At 69.3% G+C, this 15477-nt stretch carries 17 protein-coding genes; 6 read left to right on the top strand and 11 right to left on the bottom strand.

What is annotated here, in order from left to right; all coding sequences use genetic code 11:
* Positions 1–210: 210 nt before the first annotated feature.
* From ACFY1H_RS39795 to ctaD, 3 genes are read left to right on the top strand one after another with little or no spacing between them, the layout of a single operon-like run.
* Positions 211–351 carry a hypothetical protein gene (locus tag ACFY1H_RS39795; RefSeq protein WP_386955306.1) on the top strand — a complete coding sequence of 47 codons (141 nt, stop codon included), beginning with the start codon at positions 211–213 and terminating at the stop codon, positions 349–351.
* Positions 348–1013, top strand: coding sequence for a hydrogen peroxide-dependent heme synthase (gene hemQ / locus ACFY1H_RS39790; protein WP_386955304.1), 666 nt, complete (start codon positions 348–350; stop codon positions 1011–1013). Before ACFY1H_RS39795 ends, hemQ begins: the two co-directional genes overlap by 4 nt.
* Positions 1010–2725 (top strand): cytochrome c oxidase subunit I, encoded by a 1716-nt coding sequence (gene ctaD / locus ACFY1H_RS39785; RefSeq protein WP_386955302.1) that lies wholly within the window; start codon positions 1010–1012, stop codon positions 2723–2725. The genes hemQ and ctaD overlap by 4 nt, the downstream gene beginning before the upstream one ends.
* An 80-nt stretch (positions 2726–2805) precedes the next feature.
* Here the strand turns inward: ctaD and ACFY1H_RS39780 are convergent, their stop codons facing one another.
* On the bottom strand, positions 2806–2982 hold the full coding sequence (locus ACFY1H_RS39780) for a hypothetical protein (RefSeq protein ID WP_386955300.1): 177 nt from the start codon (positions 2980–2982) through the stop codon (positions 2806–2808).
* 33 nt (positions 2983–3015) lie between these two features.
* On the opposite strand from ACFY1H_RS39780, the gene ACFY1H_RS39775 reads away from it, so the two are divergent.
* A complete protein-coding gene (locus ACFY1H_RS39775) occupies positions 3016–3252 on the top strand; it encodes a hypothetical protein (RefSeq protein WP_386955298.1) in 237 nt (78 codons plus the stop codon).
* Between the two features lie 134 nt (positions 3253–3386).
* On the opposite strand, the gene ACFY1H_RS39770 is transcribed toward ACFY1H_RS39775, so the two are convergent.
* Positions 3387–3959 carry a TetR/AcrR family transcriptional regulator gene (locus ACFY1H_RS39770; RefSeq protein WP_366581661.1) on the bottom strand — a complete coding sequence of 191 codons (573 nt, stop codon included), beginning with the start codon at positions 3957–3959 and terminating at the stop codon, positions 3387–3389.
* Between the two features lie 78 nt (positions 3960–4037).
* On the opposite strand from ACFY1H_RS39770, the gene ACFY1H_RS39765 reads away from it, so the two are divergent.
* Positions 4038–5423, top strand: a complete 1386-nt coding sequence (locus ACFY1H_RS39765; protein WP_386955296.1) for a cytochrome P450 — start codon at positions 4038–4040, stop codon at positions 5421–5423.
* Here ACFY1H_RS39765 and ACFY1H_RS39760 read toward each other — a convergent pair.
* Entirely contained in the window at positions 5420–6175 is a 756-nt protein-coding gene (locus tag ACFY1H_RS39760; RefSeq protein WP_386955294.1) for a hypothetical protein, read from the bottom strand. The two genes, ACFY1H_RS39765 and ACFY1H_RS39760, sit on opposite strands and share 4 nt — an antisense overlap.
* A gap of 241 nt (positions 6176–6416) precedes the next feature.
* On the opposite strand from ACFY1H_RS39760, the gene ACFY1H_RS39755 reads away from it, so the two are divergent.
* On the top strand, positions 6417–7487 hold the full coding sequence (locus ACFY1H_RS39755; RefSeq protein ID WP_386955292.1) for a sodium:calcium antiporter: 1071 nt from the start codon (positions 6417–6419) through the stop codon (positions 7485–7487).
* Positions 7488–7490: 3 nt separating this feature from the next.
* Here ACFY1H_RS39755 and pqqE read toward each other — a convergent pair whose 3' ends face one another.
* The 8 genes from pqqE to katG all read right to left on the bottom strand — a co-directional run bounded on the left by pqqE (position 7491) and on the right by katG (position 15476).
* Positions 7491–8585, bottom strand: a complete 1095-nt coding sequence (gene pqqE, locus ACFY1H_RS39750; RefSeq protein ID WP_386955291.1) for a pyrroloquinoline quinone biosynthesis protein PqqE — start codon at positions 8583–8585, stop codon at positions 7491–7493.
* A complete protein-coding gene (gene pqqD, locus ACFY1H_RS39745; RefSeq protein ID WP_366581666.1) occupies positions 8578–8871 on the bottom strand; it encodes a pyrroloquinoline quinone biosynthesis peptide chaperone PqqD in 294 nt (97 codons plus the stop codon). The genes pqqE and pqqD overlap by 8 nt, the downstream gene beginning before the upstream one ends.
* 5 nt (positions 8872–8876) lie before the next feature.
* On the bottom strand, positions 8877–9593 hold the full coding sequence (gene pqqC / locus ACFY1H_RS39740) for a pyrroloquinoline-quinone synthase PqqC (RefSeq protein WP_386955288.1): 717 nt from the start codon (positions 9591–9593) through the stop codon (positions 8877–8879).
* A gap of 3 nt (positions 9594–9596) precedes the next feature.
* Entirely contained in the window at positions 9597–10481 is an 885-nt protein-coding gene (gene pqqB, locus ACFY1H_RS39735; protein WP_386955286.1) for a pyrroloquinoline quinone biosynthesis protein PqqB, read from the bottom strand.
* A 72-nt stretch (positions 10482–10553) separates the two neighbouring features.
* Entirely contained in the window at positions 10554–10649 is a 96-nt protein-coding gene (gene pqqA, locus ACFY1H_RS39730; protein WP_220239625.1) for a pyrroloquinoline quinone precursor peptide PqqA, read from the bottom strand.
* Between the two features lie 44 nt (positions 10650–10693).
* Positions 10694–12400 (bottom strand): PQQ-dependent dehydrogenase, methanol/ethanol family, encoded by a 1707-nt coding sequence (locus tag ACFY1H_RS39725; RefSeq protein WP_366581669.1) that lies wholly within the window; start codon positions 12398–12400, stop codon positions 10694–10696.
* 13 nt (positions 12401–12413) lie between these two features.
* Positions 12414–12875 (bottom strand): MSMEG_3727 family PQQ-associated protein, encoded by a 462-nt coding sequence (locus tag ACFY1H_RS39720; RefSeq protein ID WP_366581670.1) that lies wholly within the window; start codon positions 12873–12875, stop codon positions 12414–12416.
* A 354-nt stretch (positions 12876–13229) separates the two neighbouring features.
* Positions 13230–15476 carry a catalase/peroxidase HPI gene (gene katG, locus ACFY1H_RS39715; protein WP_386955283.1) on the bottom strand — a complete coding sequence of 749 codons (2247 nt, stop codon included), beginning with the start codon at positions 15474–15476 and terminating at the stop codon, positions 13230–13232.
* Position 15477: the final 1 nt, after the last annotated feature.

Genomic DNA, 15477 nt, shown 5'->3' with positions numbered 1-15477 from the left:
GCTGGCTCCTTCGCTCGCTGGCGTTGCCGCGAACAGCACCAGCCGCCCGTCGCTCGCGCATCACCTGCCACGCATGAAGGCGCACCGCGGTCGTCCTCTCACGCTCAGTGGCGAAAAAGCGTCGTGAGGTACGTCTCGCTCCGTTGATTAGTGCACTAATTATCAGCGTACTATCCATCCGGGCGGTCAGGCGTGCGTAAAGGAGTGGTGATGGACGAGTGCATTCCGGAGCCGAGCCGCGAGGTGGCCGGGCCGCCCGGCGTCGGCCCGCGGCCGTTCGCCTTGGCGCTGGTGGTGATGGGGGCGCTGGTCTTCGTGTTGACGGTCGCGTTCACCGTCCTGCCGCGATGACCGGCCGCGAAGCCCAGCAGGCCTACACGATGTGGTCGGTCTTCGCGGCCGGCCCGGCGGCATCGGGGCGCGACCAGGCAGCAGTCGCGCAGGAGGTGGAGCAGGCGCTCGCCGGCGGCGCCACCGTCCGCGGGGTTTACCTGCTCACCGGGATGCGCGCGGACGCCGACTGGATGATCTGGTGGCACGCCGCGTCACCCGAGGCTCTCCAGGAGGCCTATCTCGCGCTGCGCCGGACCACGTGGGGCGCCGTGTCCCGGCCGGTGTGGAGCTCGGCCGGGCTGCACCGCGACGCGGAGTTCAACCCCGGCCACCTGCCGGCCTACCTGGAGTGGAAGGCGCCGGCGCGGTTCGCCTGTGTGTACCCGTTCGTGCGCTCGTACGAGTGGTACCTGCTGCCCGCGGCGGAACGGCGCCGGATGCTCGCCGACCACGGCGCCGCGGCGCACGACTACCCCGACGTCCTGTCGAACACCCTCGCCGCCTTCGGTCTCGGTGACTACGAGTGGATCCTCGCGCTGGAGGCGGATCGCCTCGACCGGATCGTCGATCTGATGCGCGAGTTCCGCGCGACCGAGGCGCGCATGCACGTCCGGCTCGACACGCCGTTCTTCACCGGGCAGCGCGTGTCGGTCCACGATCTGGTCAGGAGCCTGTCTTGAGCACTGATTCACCCGCGCGCGTGACCCCGGTTCCCGTGGCGGTCCGCGCTCATCCGCGCCGGGACGCGCCCCGCGGTTCGCTGGTCGTCCGGCTGCTGCGCACGACGGACCACAAGCAGCTCGGCATCATGTACCTCGTCACGTCGATGGCGTTTTTCCTCATCGGCGGAGCGATGGCGATGCTGATGCGCTCCGAGCTCGCGCGGCCGGGGCTGCAGTTCCTGTCGCAGGAGCAGTACAACCAGCTGTTCACCATGCACGGCACGGTGATGTTGCTGCTGTACGCGACGCCGGTCGTGTTCGGGTTCGCGAACTTCGTGCTGCCGCTGCAGATCGGTTCGCCCGATGTCGCGTTCCCCCGGCTGAATGCGTTCTCCTACTGGCTTTTCCTCTTCGGGAGCCTGATCGTCCTTTCCGGATTCCTGACCCCCGGTGGCGCGGCCGACTTCGGCTGGTTCGCGTACACGCCGCTGTCGGACGCGATCCACTCGCCGGGCGTCGGTGCCGATCTGTGGATCTCCGGGCTGGTGGTGGGTGGCCTGGGTACGATCCTGGGCGCGGTCAACATGGTCACCACGGTGATCTGCCTGCGCGCGCCCGGGATGACGATGTTCCGGATGCCGATCTTCACGTGGAACATCCTCATCACGAGCATCCTGATCCTCGTCGCGTTCCCGATCCTCACCTCCGCGTTGCTGGGGCTGCTGGCCGACCGGCACCTGGGCGCGCATGTCTTCGACCCGGCCAACGGCGGGGTGATCCTCTGGCAGCACCTGTTCTGGTTCTTCGGTCATCCCGAGGTGTACATCGTCGCGCTGCCGTTCTTCGGGATCGTGTCGGAGATCTTCCCGGTGTTCAGCCGGAAACCGATTTTCGGCTACCGTGGCCTGGTCTTCGCGACCATCGCCATCTCGGCGCTCTCGGCCGCGGTGTGGGCGCACCACATGTACGCCACGGGTGCGGTGCTGCTGCCGTTCTTCTCGTTCATGACGTTCCTGATCGCCGTGCCCACGGGCGTGAAGTTCTTCAACTGGATCGGCACGATGTGGAAGGGCCAGCTTTCGTTCGAGACGCCGATGATCTTCTCGATGGGCTTCATCGTCACGTTCCTCTTCGGCGGCCTCACCGGCGTGATGCTGGCGGCGCCGCCGATCGACTTCCACGTGTCCGACACGTATTTCGTGGTGGCGCACTTCCACTACGTGCTCTACGGCACGATCGTGTTCGCGACGTTCGCCGGGATCTACTTCTGGTTCCCCAAGTTCACCGGCCGGATGATGGACGAGAAGCTCGGCAAGTGGCACTTCTGGACCACGTTCATCGGCTTCCACGGCACGTTCCTGGTGCAGCACTGGCTCGGCGCCGAAGGCATGCCCCGCCGCTACGCCGACTACCTGTCCACGGACGGCTTCACCGTGCTCAACACCGTTTCGACGATCAGCGCGTATATCCTCGGCGCCTCGATGCTGCCGTTCCTGTGGAACGTGTTCAAGAGCTACCGCTACGGCGAGATCGTCACGGTCGACGACCCGTGGGGCTACGGCAACTCCCTCGAATGGGCCACCTCGTGCCCGCCGCCGCGGCACAACTTCACCGAGCTGCCGCGGATCCGGTCCGAGCGTCCGGCTTTCGAGCTCCACTACCCGCACATGATCGAGCGGATCCGCGCCGAAGGTCACATCACGCTGACCGGCCACCAGAAGGAGGTCTGACCCGGGGTTTCTGCCGACTGTCGGCGAATCCCGTTACGATGTCGATCGTGGAATCCCGGAGTCCCGGAGTTTCGACCGCATCACCCCGCCCGCCCTCGCTCGTCGACGAGCGCCATCGGCGGATCAAGGAACCGATCCTCGCCGACGCCGGCGACGCGGCCGAATGGGCCGCCCTGCGCATCGCGGACGAGGGCCTTGCCGGCCTCCCGCGCCTCCGCACCGGCCGAGGCGCTGCAGGCGTGGGAGGACCACGTCACCCACTCACTGCCGAGCACTGGTAGGCAAGGACGGTGAACCGCGACGAACTTGTGCGGGCCTTGGCCGAAGAAGGCGTCGCGCAGAATTCCTACTCGATCAACGATGGTTACGCGGACGAGCAGTACGTCATGGAACGGCGGGGGTCGAGGTGGTGTGTGTCTTATGCCGAACGGGGAAAGCGGATAGGCGAGCAGTGCTTCGAAAGTGAGGAAGAGGCGTGCTTACGCCTCTTCGAAATGGTGGTCGGCGATGCCACTACGCGCGGATAGTCCGACCCTCCGCACGCCGCGTTCCGTGCACGACAGTGAGGAGCCCTTCGCCGGGATCCGAGCGGACGTGCTGCACCGCGAACAGCCGGTCCGCTCGGTGACCGGGCCCCCGCCACTGTGGACTGACCCGCCGGTCACACCGTGACGTCGACCGCCGCGAACAGGGTTCGCACGCAGATGTCGCGGAGTTCCTCGTGGGTGACCTTCGGCTGGTCGAGCCAGTCGAGGATCAGGGTGGACACGAAGGCGAGCCAGCCGCGTACCGCGAGCCGGGTCGCGTCGGTGATCGGGCGGAGCAGGGCGATCGCGGTCAGGATGCGTTCGGTGTTGGCGGCCATGCCGGCTTCGCGGATTTCCCGGATCTCGCGGTCGGCGTCGCCGGCGGAGCGGTGGACGATGCGGTAGCCGTCGGGGTGGGTGCGGGCGAACTCCAGGTACACGTCGAGCCCGGCGCTGAGCTGGTCGGTCACCGGCAGGGCCGGGTCGGGTTCACTCATGGCCAGCAGCTGGTCGCGCTGGCGGCGGACGATCTCGGCGAAGAAGTCCTTTTTCGTGGGGAAGTAGTGGTACAGCAGGCCGCGCGAGACGTGGGCGATCTCGGCGACCTCCTCGATCCAGACGTCGTCGTACGGCCGGTTCGCGAACAGCCCGGCGCCGATGCCCAGGAGCTGCTCGCGCCGCTGCTGCGTGCTCAGCCGTGTCCGCATCACGCGAGCTTACTTGACATGGGTTCAGTAGCGGGGGATCGTGACGTTATTGGATCTGGGTTCAATAGGGGAGCGAACGTGGACACCACCGGGATTCCGCACCGGCCGGGCCGGCTGCCGGTGATCGGCGACCTGCTCGGGTCGAACCCGCGCACGCCGCTGCAGGACACCCTGCGCGTCGGGCAGCAGGTCGGGCCCGTCTTCACGCGCAAGATCTTCGGGTTCGAGATCGTCTTCGCCGGCGGCGTCGACGTGGTCACGCAGCTCAACGACGAGACCAAGTTCGGCAAGCACGTCGGCCTCGGCATCGAGAACCTGCGCGCGGTGGCGGGCGACGGGCTGTTCACCGCCCACACGCACGAACCGAACTGGCGGCTGGCCCACGACATCCTGCAGCCGGCGTTCTCGGCCGACGCGATGCGCCGCTACCACCCGGTGATGCTGGAGGTCGCGCACGAGCTCACGGACGCGTGGGACCGCGCGAGCGGCCCGGTCGACGTCGCCGCCGACATGACCCGCCTGACCCTCGAGACGATCGGGCGCGCCGGCTTCGGGTATCGGTTCGGCTCGTTCGAGCGCGCCGAGCCGCACCCCTTCGTCACGGCGATGCTCCGTGCGCTGCGGTTCGCGCAGCTGCAGAACGTGAAGCTCCCGTTCGTGCGGCGCGCGTTCGCCGGGTCGCCCGCCCAGAACAAGGCGGACATCGCGACGATGAACAACCTCGTCGACGAGGTCATCGAGGCCCGCCGCCGCGAAGGGGGCGAGAGCCGCGACCTGCTCGGCCTGATGCTCACCGAGGGCCACCCGATGACGGGCGAGCGCCTCGACCCGGTGAACATCCGCAACCAGGCCATCACGTTCGTCGTCGCGGGCCACGAGACGACGTCCGGCGCGCTGTCGTTCGCGCTGTACTACCTCACCCGCAACCCCGAGGTCCTCGCCAAGGCGCGTGCCGAGGTCGACGCGGTGTGGGGCGATCGCGACCCGGGGTTCGGCGACGTCGCGAAGCTGCGTTACGTGCGCCGCGTGCTCGACGAGGCCATGCGGCTCTGGCCGACCGCGCCCGGCTACTCGCGCGAGGCCCGCGAAGACGTGCTGCTCGGCGGGAAGTACCGGATGCGCAAGGGCGACTGGGTGATCGTGCCGCTGCCGCTGGTCCACCGCGACCCGGCGGTGTGGGGGCCCGACCCCGAGAAGTTCGACCCGGACCGCTTCGAGCCCGCGGCCGTGAAGAAACGCCCGGCGCAGGCGTACAAACCGTTCGGCACGGGGGAACGCGCGTGCATCGGTCGGCAGTTCGCGCTGCACGAAGCGGTGCTGGCGCTCGGCATGGTGTTGCAGCGCTACGAATTCGAGGCCGATCCGGCCTATGAGCTGAAGATCGCGGAGTCCCTCACGCTCAAGCCGAGCGGCTTCACGGTGCACCCGCGAGCCCGGGCGCGCGCGGCGGTCCGGACGAGCTAGCCGACCAGGTCGGGGAAGTTCTCCGTGTAGCCGAGCAGCAGCAGGCGCTGCTCCGGCAGCAGCCCGGCGAGCTCGTCCCACGCGGCCACGCCGGGCGCGCCGTAGAGGTGCGTCAGGTCGGCGACGACCGCGGTGGCCTCCTCGATCGAGGGCGCGACCGCGCGGTCGAACCCGAGCAGCGAGGCCCCGATCCCGAAGTGGCGGTAGCCGTGCGCCGCCATCCGCCGGACGATCGCGTGGTTCTGGAACACGCTCCAGTCGGAGGTGAAGTAGCCGTTCGGGATTCCCGCGATGGCCAGGTCGTCGCGCGCCACGGGCACCCGCTGCACGAGCACGACATCGTCCAGGAACCCGTCCGGCGCCCGGTTCACCGCCACCAGCGCCGCGACGTCGACCTCACCGCCCATGCGCTGCCCCGGCAGCTCCTCCCACGCAACCCGCGACGCCTCGAGAGCCGCGGCGACGTGCGCCGCCCGCGCGTCGTCCACCTTTCGCCGCACGGCCGGATCCTCGTCTTCGCCGTCGTCGAACCAGAGCCGTTCGTCCTCGGTCGCGTGCAGGCTCGTGTACAGGCACTGGTCGACGTCGTCGAGCGTGCACAGCACCCGCGCGGTCGCGTCTTCACCGCGTAACTGGCCGAGCACGTCGAGCACCTCGGCGAACCCGCCGACCTCGTCCAGGCGCGCGACGGTGTTCGTGTCCACCCGCCCTCGCCGGACCTCCTGGGCCGCGTCGTAGCGCGTCACTCGCATGCCCGCATCCTGCCACCCGCGAACGCGTGTCCCGGCGGCGCCACCGGCATTGCGCCCGACACCGCGAAACCGGCGAATTCCACCGCCGAACGGGCGCATTGTTCTCCACAATTTCACGGGGGCGATTGAATGTAGCCGAATCGACGGCGACCTGCGACGATCGATGCCTGGGGAACTGACCGGCTGCCGGTCTGCCCGAGCACTGACCTTTTCGGCCCTCTCGGAAAGGAATGCCGGTACCATGTCGATCCTGATCTTCGTCGCCGGTGCGGCGTTGCTGATCTACAGCGCGGAAAAGCTGATCACCTACCTCGTCGGCGCCGCGGCCGGCCTGCACATCTCGTTGTTCCTGCTCGCGATCGTCTTCACCGGGATCGAATTCGACGACGTCGCGCTCGGCGTGGCGCTGAACGTCGAAGATCTGGGTGACGTCGCGCTCGGCACCGTATTCGGCACGGCCATCTCGATGATCGGAATCGTGCTCGCCCTCGCCGCGATCATTTCGCCGACGAGGGTGAACATTCCGCGCCCGTACCTCGCGCTGTTCGCCGTCGCGCCGCTGGTGCTGATTCCCTTCCTGGTCTTCGCGCCCCTCACGCCGATCTACGGCGTGGTGCTCGTGCTGCTGTTCGTGCTCTTCATCGGCTACGTGGCCACCCGGGAGCTCAAGCGGAGCACGCCGGTCTTCCGTAACGCCGAGATCCTCGAGAAGCTGGAAGTCGGGGCGGGCTCCGGCGGAAGCGCCGACGCGACCTCGGCCCCGCGCGACCCCGCCGACGTGCCCACCGACAAGCCCCCGTTCGTCGTGACGGTGCCGTTCACCAAGGAACGCCCGCTCCCGGGCTGGGCCGCGATCACGCTGGCCGTGGTCGCGCTGGCGGGCTTGGTCGCCGGCGCCGCCATCACCAGTTACGGCACCAAGGGCATCCTGGAGGACTACCACATCCAGGGTGCCCTCTTCGGCGCGACGATCGCGACCCTCGTGCTCACGCTCGAAGACATCTTCCTGACCGTCGAACCCACCCGCAAAGGCGCGCCCGAACTCGGGGTCGGCAACGTCATCGGCAGCGTCGTCTTCGGCGTCACCGCGAAGCTCGGCATCGTCCTGCTCGCAGGCGGCAGCATCGTCGTCGACGGCAACGTGCTGTCCTGGCACCTCCCGGTCCTCGTCGGGATGACCGCGCTCGCGGCGTACTTCCTCTCCACCCGACAGCTCAAGCGCTGGCACGGGTTCGTGCTGCTCGCGCTCTACATCGCCTACTGGGCCGTCAGCTTCGCCGTGTTCGGCGGCGCACCGGTCGAAGCGGATTGAGCGTCACACGCGCGAACGGCCGACTCGGTGCGGACGGGGGACCACCGGAAGGTCGGTCCGCGCATCGGCGTTCGCGGTCTCGACCACCCGGGCCACGAGGTCGTGGTCGGGTGACAGGTGGCACACCGGGTCGGTCCGGGCCGCGTCGCCCGTGAGCTGGAACGCCTGGCAGCGGCAACCACCGAAGTCGATCTCCCGCCGATCGCAGCTGCGGCAGGGATCCGGCATCCAGTCCGTGCCCCGGAACGCGGTCATCACCGGGGCCTCGGCCCAGATCCGCCCCAGCGGATCCTCCCGGATGTTCGCCCGCGGCAACGGCAGGGACTGGGCAGCCGGGCACGGCAGGACGTCGCCGTTCGGCGTCACGGTCAGCTGCCGCGACGCCCAGCCGCCCATGCAGGGCTTCGGGTAGCGGCTGTAGTAGTCGGGCAGGACGTAGAGCACGTCCATGCGGTCCCGCAGCCGCTCGCGGGCGGCCCGCACGACGACCTCCGCCGCGTCGAGCTGTTCGCGGCTCGGCAGCAGCGCGGCCCGGTTGCGCAACGCCCAGCCGTAGTACTGGGTGTTGGCCAGCTCGACCCGGTCGGCGCCCACGTGCTCGGCCAGCGCGAGCACGTCGGCGATCCGGTCGATATTTTGCCGGTGCAGCACCACGTTCACGGTGAGCGGCCACCCCAGCTCCTTGACCACGCCCATGGCCTCGATCTTGCGGCGGAAGGACGGGGTCCCGGCGATGCGGTCGGACACGACGGGTTCGTCGGCCTGGACGCTGATCTGCACGTGGTCCAGACCGGCGGCCCGCAGCTGCTCCGCTCTCGGCCGCGAGAGCCCGAGGGCGCTCGTCACGAGGTTGGTGTAGAGGCCGAGCTCGTGGGCCCGCGCCACGATCTCCACCAGATCGCGGCGCAGCAACGGTTCCCCGCCGGACAGGTGGCACTGCAGCACTCCCAGCTCGGCGGCCTCGGCCAGCACGCGCAGCCACTCGTCCGTCGCCAGTTCGTCGGTGTAGTCGGCGAGGTTCAGCGGGTTCGAGCAGTACGCGCAGGCCAGCGGGCAGCGGTAGGTGAGCTCGGCCAGCAGGCCGAAGGGGTTATCCATCGGACGGCTCCACACAGCGCCGGGCGACGAGCCGGGTCAGGAACCGCCGCACCTCGTCGGCGGGGACGCTCTCGTACCGCTCACCCAGCTCGGCCACGATCTCGGCCACCGTGCGCCGCCCGTCGCACAGCTGGAGGATGGCCGCGCCGGTGCGGTTGAGCACCACCACGGTCTCGGGGAGCTGCAGGACGTGCTGCTGCCGGGCCGGGTTGAACGCCAGCCGGACGTGGCGCGCCAGTCGTGGCCGGTCCGATGTGGACATTTCGGTGCGGGTGGTCGAGTCCATGGCGTTCACTCCGGGTGGCTTCGGTCGATCGCGTCCATCAGGCTCCACAGGACGTCGCACTTGAACGACAGGGCGTCGACGGCGCGGGCCTGGGACTCGGCGGACCGGCAGTGCGCGGTGACCACTTCGAGAGCGTGCTCGCAGTCGCGCGGAGCCTGCTCCAGGCGGGCGCGGAAGTAGGCGAGGCCCTCGGGCGCGATCCACGGGTACCACCGCTCGAACGCGGCGAGCCGCTCGGCCATCAGGTCGGGGGCGAACAGCTCGGTGAGCGACGACGCGACCGCCTCCACCCAGGGGCGGGTGCGGGTGAAGGTGACGTAGGCGTCGACCGCGAACCGCACCCCCGGGACCAGGTGCCGGTGGTCCAGGACTTCTTCGCGGGTGAGCCCGGCGGCCTCGCCGAGGCGCAGCCACGCCTCGATGCCGCCTTCCCCGGCGTGGCGGCCGTCGTGGTCGAGGATCCGGCGGATCCAGCGGCGGCGGACTTCGAGATCGGGGCAGTTGGAGAGGATCGCCGCGTCTTTGCGGGGGATGTTCTCCTGGTAGTAGAACCGGTTGGCCACCCAGCCCCGGATCTGCGCGCGGCTCAGCCGGCCGGCGTTCATCCGGACGTGGAACGGGTGCTGGTCGTGGTAGCGGCGGGAGTGGGCGCGCAGCGTCTCGACGAACTCGTCGGTCGTCGCGGCTGCTGTCCCGGTTGAGTTCCCGGTTGTCGTTGTCATGCCCTACACCTCGATCTCGAGTCCGTCCACGGCCACCTCCATGCCGGCGGCCGCCACCAGGCGCCGCTCGGCCGTGTCTTCCAGCAGTACGGGGTTGGTGTTGTTCAGGTGCACGAAGATCACCCGCCCGATGTCCAGCGACGGGAGCTGCGCCAGCGTGCCGTCCGGGCCGTCGATCGGCAGGTGGCCCATCTCGCGTGACGTCTTGCCGGCCAGGCCGAGCCGCACCAGTTCGTCGTCCCGCCAGCAGGTCCCGTCGATCAGCAGGCACGCGCAGCCGGCGATCTCCGCCCGCAGCGCCGGGGTCAGCGCCTGCACCCCGGGCAGGTAGACCAGACCGCCGCCGCGTTCGTCGGTCAGCCGGTAGCCCACCACACGGCCGTGGTCCGCCGCGGGGCCGAAGCGATCCCGTTTGGTGGTGGGCACGTCGAACGCGCGGCAGGACAGCCCGTCGGCCAGCGGCACGTCGGCGCCGGGGACCACCGCGCGCCACTCGACCGGGCAGTAGAGCTCCAGTGTGCGGAGCAGCCCCGAGCCGTCGCGCAACGTCTTGTGCACCGCAGGCGTCGCGTACAGCTGCAGACCACGGGCCTCGCGCAGCAACAGCAAGCCCAGCGTGTGGTCCAGCTCGGCGTCGGTGAGCAGTACCGCCTTCAGCGGCGAAACCCGGTCCTCGTCCGGCCACAGCCCGGGGAACGCCTCGATCTGGCCGCGGACGTCGGGCGAGGCGTTGATCAGGAACCAGGACCGGCGGTCGGCGCTCACCGCGACCGAGGACTGGGTACGCGGGGGCGCGGCCCCCGACCGGACGGCGGCGCAGACCGGGCAGCCGCAGTTCCACTGCGGGGAACCGCCTCCCGCAGCCGAGCCCAGCACCCGCAGCCACATCCCGGCACTCCGTCCGTGGTCGTCCGAACGAGCGGAGGGCGCCGGGCCGAAGCCCGGCGCCGCCCGTGTCCTCTAGTCGTCCAGCTGAGCGATGTACATGGTCACCTCGGGTGCGACTCCGATCTCGTCGAACTCGGGCGTCTCCCACACATCGAGTCGAGACTCCATGGACTCACCTCCTCTGCCCGTATCGGGGCGGGTTCTCCCGTGTCTCATGCGGATTCCGGAAGGGCGAAGACGAACAGGGCGCTTCCGTGTCCCGCACCCAACATGCCGGGGAGGAACCCCTCGGCCCATCCGCCCCAGCCGACGGGCACGGCGATGTACTGCCGTCCGTCCACCGAGTACGTCGTCGGGCTGCTGTGGTGGCCGCTTCCGCACTGGAACTGCCAGAGCAGCTCCCCGGAGCGCGCGTCGAGCGCGTTGAGCTCGCCGGTGGCTTCGCCGGCGAACACCAGGTCGCCGCCGGTGGCCAGCGTCGAGGCGCACATCGGCAGTTCGTTGCGCCAGCGCCACTTCTCCTCGCCGTTGCCGTCGAACGCGCTGATCGACCCGGTCATGTCGTCGGCGTCCACCTGAACCCCGGCGCCCCAATAGGGGATGCTCTCCTTGAACTCCCGGCGGCGCCGGGTGGCCGTGGCCCCGGTGTCCTGCACCGGCACGTAGAAGAGCTCGGTCTTCGGGCTGTAGGACGCGTGGGTCCACTCCTTGGCACCGGCCGGACCCGGGTAGAAGTGGACCGGTTCGCCCTCCTTCTCCGGGTACAGCTTGGCCGTCACCCGGCCGTCCCGGGTGACCGCGCCCCACGTGATGCGGTCCACGAACGGGGTGACCTGGATCAGGTCGCCGTTCGTGCGGTCGAGGACGTAGAAGTAGCCGTTCTTGTCGAAGTGCCCGAGGAGCTTGCGGCCGTCCTTCTCGAACAGGATGTTCTCGGCGATGCTGTCGTAATCCCACAGATCGTGCGGCGTGCACTGGTGGTGCCAGCGGATCTGCCCGCTGTCGACGTCGACGGCGACGATGCTGTCGGTGTAGAGGTTGTCGCCTTCCCGGACCTCACCGTCGAAGTCGGGTGCCGGGTTGCCGGTGCCCACGTAGAGCAGGTTCGTCTCCGGGTCGAACGTGCTGGTGACCCAGCAGTTCGCGCCGCCGCGCGCCCAGGCCTCACCGTCGGCGGGCCAGGTCTCGGAGCCGGGTTCGCCGGGCTTCGGCACCATGTAGCAGCGCCACTGGTGCTCGCCGGATTCGAGGTCGAACGCGTCCAGGTGACCGCGCACGCCGAACTCGCCGCCGGAACTGCCCACGATGACCATGTTCTTCACGATCAGCGGCGCGACGGTGGCGCTCTCGCCGGCCCGTACGTCGCCGTAGGTCTGGGCCCACACCATTTTCCCGTTGATCGCGTCGAGCGCGAGGAGGCGGGCGTTGGGCGTGACGAAGAAGACCTTGCCCTGTGCCACCGCGCAGCCGCGGTTGACGTTCCCGCAGCACAGCGACACGTCGAACGGCACAGCGTGCTTGTACCGCCAGATCTCCACTCCCGTTTTCGCGTCCAGGGCCCAGATCCAGCCGTCCCAGCCGGTCACGAACATGATCCCGTCGACCACGATCGGGGCGGCCTCGAACGAGTAGGTCGACGCGCCGGCGATCAGGCCGGTCGTGCCGGCCTGGAACACCCAGGCGGGGGCGAGTCGCTTGACGGTCTCCGTGTTGATCTGGTCCAGCGGGCTGTAGCGCTGCCCGTCGTAGGCACCGTAGTAGGTCAGCCAGTTGTGCGGTTCGTTGCGGGCGTTGAGAATGCGCTCGTAGTTCACGCCGGCCGTGACGGGCGGAGCGTTGTCACCGCCCGGGATCTTGTAGCTCAGGTTTCCCTGGTCGATGGCCTCTCCGGCGTCGACGTAGTCTTCCGAGGTCGTCATGTCCTCTTCCTCCCTACGGCTGCGGCTGGTCGGGTCGGTCCAGGCGCGCCTCCGGTGGCGCGTCGCCCAGGACGACGATGGCGCCGGTCAGCCCGCGGCCCTCGTCGTTGCCGGTGGGCGAGCTGTACCAGTAGTAGCCCGGGCCGTCGAGGTTGAGCGTCGCCCGGCCGCGCGAATGGTTCACCAGCCAGATGAATTTTCGGTCGCCGTTGCTCGGCAGGAGCGCGCAGTGGGTGTTCTTGTCGTCGTTGACGAGCTCCAGGTCGATATCCCCGCCGTGGGGCATCACGAGAATGGAGGGATCCCACATCAGCTCGTCCTCGTTGATGCGAATGGTGGCCTTCATTCGGCCATCCGCTCCTTCGCTGGCCCGTGCGATCTTCCCGGTCCCCAGCACGCGACCCAGCGTTGCGTGGTTCTGCACGTCCAGCCCGAGCTCTTTGAGCAAGTCGGTCCGCTCCGGCGCTGTCGTCATCGGCCTTCACCTTCCTCATCCCGATCTTCATGCCGATTTCGTATCGGTCGCATCGAAGGTGCTCGGGCGCGGCGACGCGCATTTCCGCACGGAAATTTTTCAGATTTCGATCACTTTTCCCCGCGTCATCCGACGTCCGATCCGAAATCGGTCCTCGACAGGCACGCTACGCCGGAGAAAACACGCGGACAAGCGAGCGGGGTGGCCGGCTCGGCGCGCGCCGTTCACCCCGAATCGACGACCGTTCACCCGCGATTCGGCTCCGTTGAGCCAGGTCTGGGTCTCCGGAATTTCGTCCTGGGTCCCGCCCGTGGCTGCCGGTGAAAAATTCGCCCTGCCGAATGTGCGGCCCGGTCACGGCCGGAGGTCGTACCGGTCGAGGTTCATGACTTTGTCCCATGCCGCAACGAAGTCACGCACGAAGTGCGCCTCCGCGTCATCGCTCGCGTAGACCTCCGCGAGTGCCCGCAGCTCGGAGTTCGAACCGAAAACGAGGTCGACGCGACCGGCTGTCCACTTGAGCTCGCCGGTGGTCCGGTCGCGGCCCTCGAAGGTTTCCGCGAGCGAACCCGATCCCGGCCGCCACTCCACCCCGGGGTCGAGGAGGTTCACGAAGAAATCGTTGGTCAGCGACCCGGGGCGGGAGGTGAAGACGCCCAGCGGCGACTGCCGGTGGTTCGCCCCGAGGACTCGCAGACCGCCCACGAGAACCGTCATCTCCCGCACGTTCAGGCTGAGCAGGTTCGCGCGGTCGACGAGCCGGTGTTCCGGCGGAACCCGGCCGCCTTTCGCCGTGTGGTTGCGGAATCCGTCGGCGGCCGGTTCGAGCGCGGCGAAAGACTCGACGTCGGTCCACTCCTGCGTCGCGTCCATGCGGCCCGGGGTGAAGGGGACTTCGACGTCGTGGCCCGCGTTCGCGGCGGCTCGCTCGACGGCGGCGGCCCCGCCGAGCACGATGAGGTCGGCGAGCGAGATCTTCTTGTCGCCGTTCTGCCGGCCGGCAAAAGACTTCTGGATCTCCTCCAGGGCGCTCAGCACCCGCGCCAGCCGGTCGGGCTCGTTGACCGGCCAGCTCCGCTGCGGTTCGAGCCGCAGGCGCGCCCCGTTCGCACCACCCCGCTTGTCGCTGACGCGGAACGTCGAGGCCGACGCCCACGCCGTGGAAACGAGGTCGGAGATCGACAGCCCGCAGTCGAGGATCTCGCGCTTGAGCGCGGCGATGTCCGTCGCGGAGACGAGTTCGTGGTCCACCGCGGGGATCGGGTCCTGCCAGAGCAGGGTTTCGTGCGGGACCAGCGGTCCGAGGTAGCGCTGCACCGGGCCGAGGTCGACGTGCGTCAGCTTGAACCACGCCCGGGCGAACGCGTCCGCGAGCAGATCCGGGTTTTCCCGGAAACGCCGGGCGATCGGTTCGTAGACCGGGTCCGTGCGCAGCGCCAGATCCGTCGTCAGGATGGTCGGGGCGTGCGTTTTCGCCGGGTCGTGGGCATCGGGCACGGTTCCGGCGCCGCCGCCGTCTCGCGGGATCCACTGCCACAGCCCGGCGGGGCTCAGCTCCAGGTCCCACTCGTAGCCGAACAGGGTCTCGAAGAAGCTGTTGTCCCACCTCGTCGGAGTGGGGGTCCACGTGCCCTCGAGCCCGCTGGAGATGGTGTCCGCGCCCTTGCCGGTGCCGTACCCGCTCCGCCAGCCGAGGCCCTGCTCCTCCAGTGCGGCGCCTTCGGGTTCGGGGCCGAGGTGGGTGTCGGGCTCGGCGGCACCGTGGGTCTTGCCGAACGTGTGCCCGCCGGCGATGAGCGCGACGGTCTCCTCGTCGTTCATCGCCATGCGCCGGAACGTCTCGCGGATCTCGTGCGCCGCGGTGAGCGGGTCCGGGACGGTGTGCGGTCCCTCGGGGTTGACGTAGATCAAACCCATCTGCGCGGCGGCGAGCGGGGTCTCCAGGTCCCGGACGCCGCCGTGCCGCTCGTCGCCCAGCCAGACGTGCTCGGGACCCCAGTAGACGTCGTCGTCGGACTCCCAGACGTCCGTCCGCCCGCCGGCGAAGCCGAAGGTGGTGAAGCCCATCGTCTCCAGGGCGCGGTTGCCGGCGAAGACCATCAGGTCGGCCCAGGAGATCTTGCGCCCGTACTTCTTCTTCACCGGCCAGAGCAGCCGGCGCGCCTTGTCGAGGTTGCGGTTGTCCGGCCAGCTGTTCTGCGGGGCGAAGCGCTGCATGCCCGTCGCGGCGCCGCCGCGGCCGTCGTCGATGCGGTAGGTCCCGGCGCAGTGCCAGACCATGCGGATCACGAGCGGGCCGTAGTGGCCGAAGTCGGCGGGCCACCACGCCTGCGAGGTCGTGAGCACCTCGTCGATGTCGTTCGCCAGTGCGTCGAGGTCGAGGGTCCGGAACTCGGCGGCGTAGTCGAAGTCCCGTCCCAGGGGGTCGGCCGCGGCGGGGTTCTTCCGGAGGACGTTCAGATCGAGTCGGTTCGGCCACCAGTCGCGGTTGCCCGCGGGCGCGGCAGGGCGGCCGCTTCGCGCGGCCGCGCCGGGGAGACCGAGGCCGCCCGCGCTGCGGTCGGCCGGCTCGCCGGCAACGGCTTCGGGACTGTCGGACACC

Origin of the sequence: Amycolatopsis sp. NPDC001319 (assembly GCF_042896185.1) — a bacterium.
Taxonomy (GTDB): domain Bacteria; phylum Actinomycetota; class Actinomycetes; order Mycobacteriales; family Pseudonocardiaceae; genus Amycolatopsis.
Note: the sequence above shows the minus strand (reverse complement) of the source record. Positions and strands in the feature narration are given on the sequence as shown.

Bases quoted from the DNA above. Each gene is read 5' to 3' on its own strand.
- pqqB (WP_386955286.1), bottom strand. From the start codon at position 10,481: ATGTGGCTGCGGGTGCTGGGCTCGGCTGCGGGAGGCGGTTCCCCGCAG.
- pqqC (WP_386955288.1), bottom strand. From the start codon at position 9,593: ATGACAACGACAACCGGGAACTCAACCGGGACAGCAGCCGCGACGACC.
- pqqE (WP_386955291.1), bottom strand. From the start codon at position 8,585: ATGGATAACCCCTTCGGCCTGCTGGCCGAGCTCACCTACCGCTGCCCG.
- pqqD (WP_366581666.1), bottom strand. From the start codon at position 8,871: ATGGACTCGACCACCCGCACCGAAATGTCCACATCGGACCGGCCACGA.
- pqqA (WP_220239625.1), bottom strand. From the start codon at position 10,649: ATGGAGTCTCGACTCGATGTGTGGGAGACGCCCGAGTTCGACGAGATC.
- ACFY1H_RS39720 (WP_366581670.1), bottom strand. From the start codon at position 12,875: ATGACGACAGCGCCGGAGCGGACCGACTTGCTCAAAGAGCTCGGGCTG.
- ACFY1H_RS39725 (WP_366581669.1), bottom strand. From the start codon at position 12,400: ATGACGACCTCGGAAGACTACGTCGACGCCGGAGAGGCCATCGACCAG.
- ACFY1H_RS39795 (WP_386955306.1), top strand. From the start codon at position 211: ATGGACGAGTGCATTCCGGAGCCGAGCCGCGAGGTGGCCGGGCCGCCC.
- ACFY1H_RS39760 (WP_386955294.1), bottom strand. From the start codon at position 6,175: ATGCGAGTGACGCGCTACGACGCGGCCCAGGAGGTCCGGCGAGGGCGG.
- ACFY1H_RS39755 (WP_386955292.1), top strand. From the start codon at position 6,417: ATGTCGATCCTGATCTTCGTCGCCGGTGCGGCGTTGCTGATCTACAGC.
- hemQ (WP_386955304.1), top strand. From the start codon at position 348: ATGACCGGCCGCGAAGCCCAGCAGGCCTACACGATGTGGTCGGTCTTC.
- ACFY1H_RS39770 (WP_366581661.1), bottom strand. From the start codon at position 3,959: ATGCGGACACGGCTGAGCACGCAGCAGCGGCGCGAGCAGCTCCTGGGC.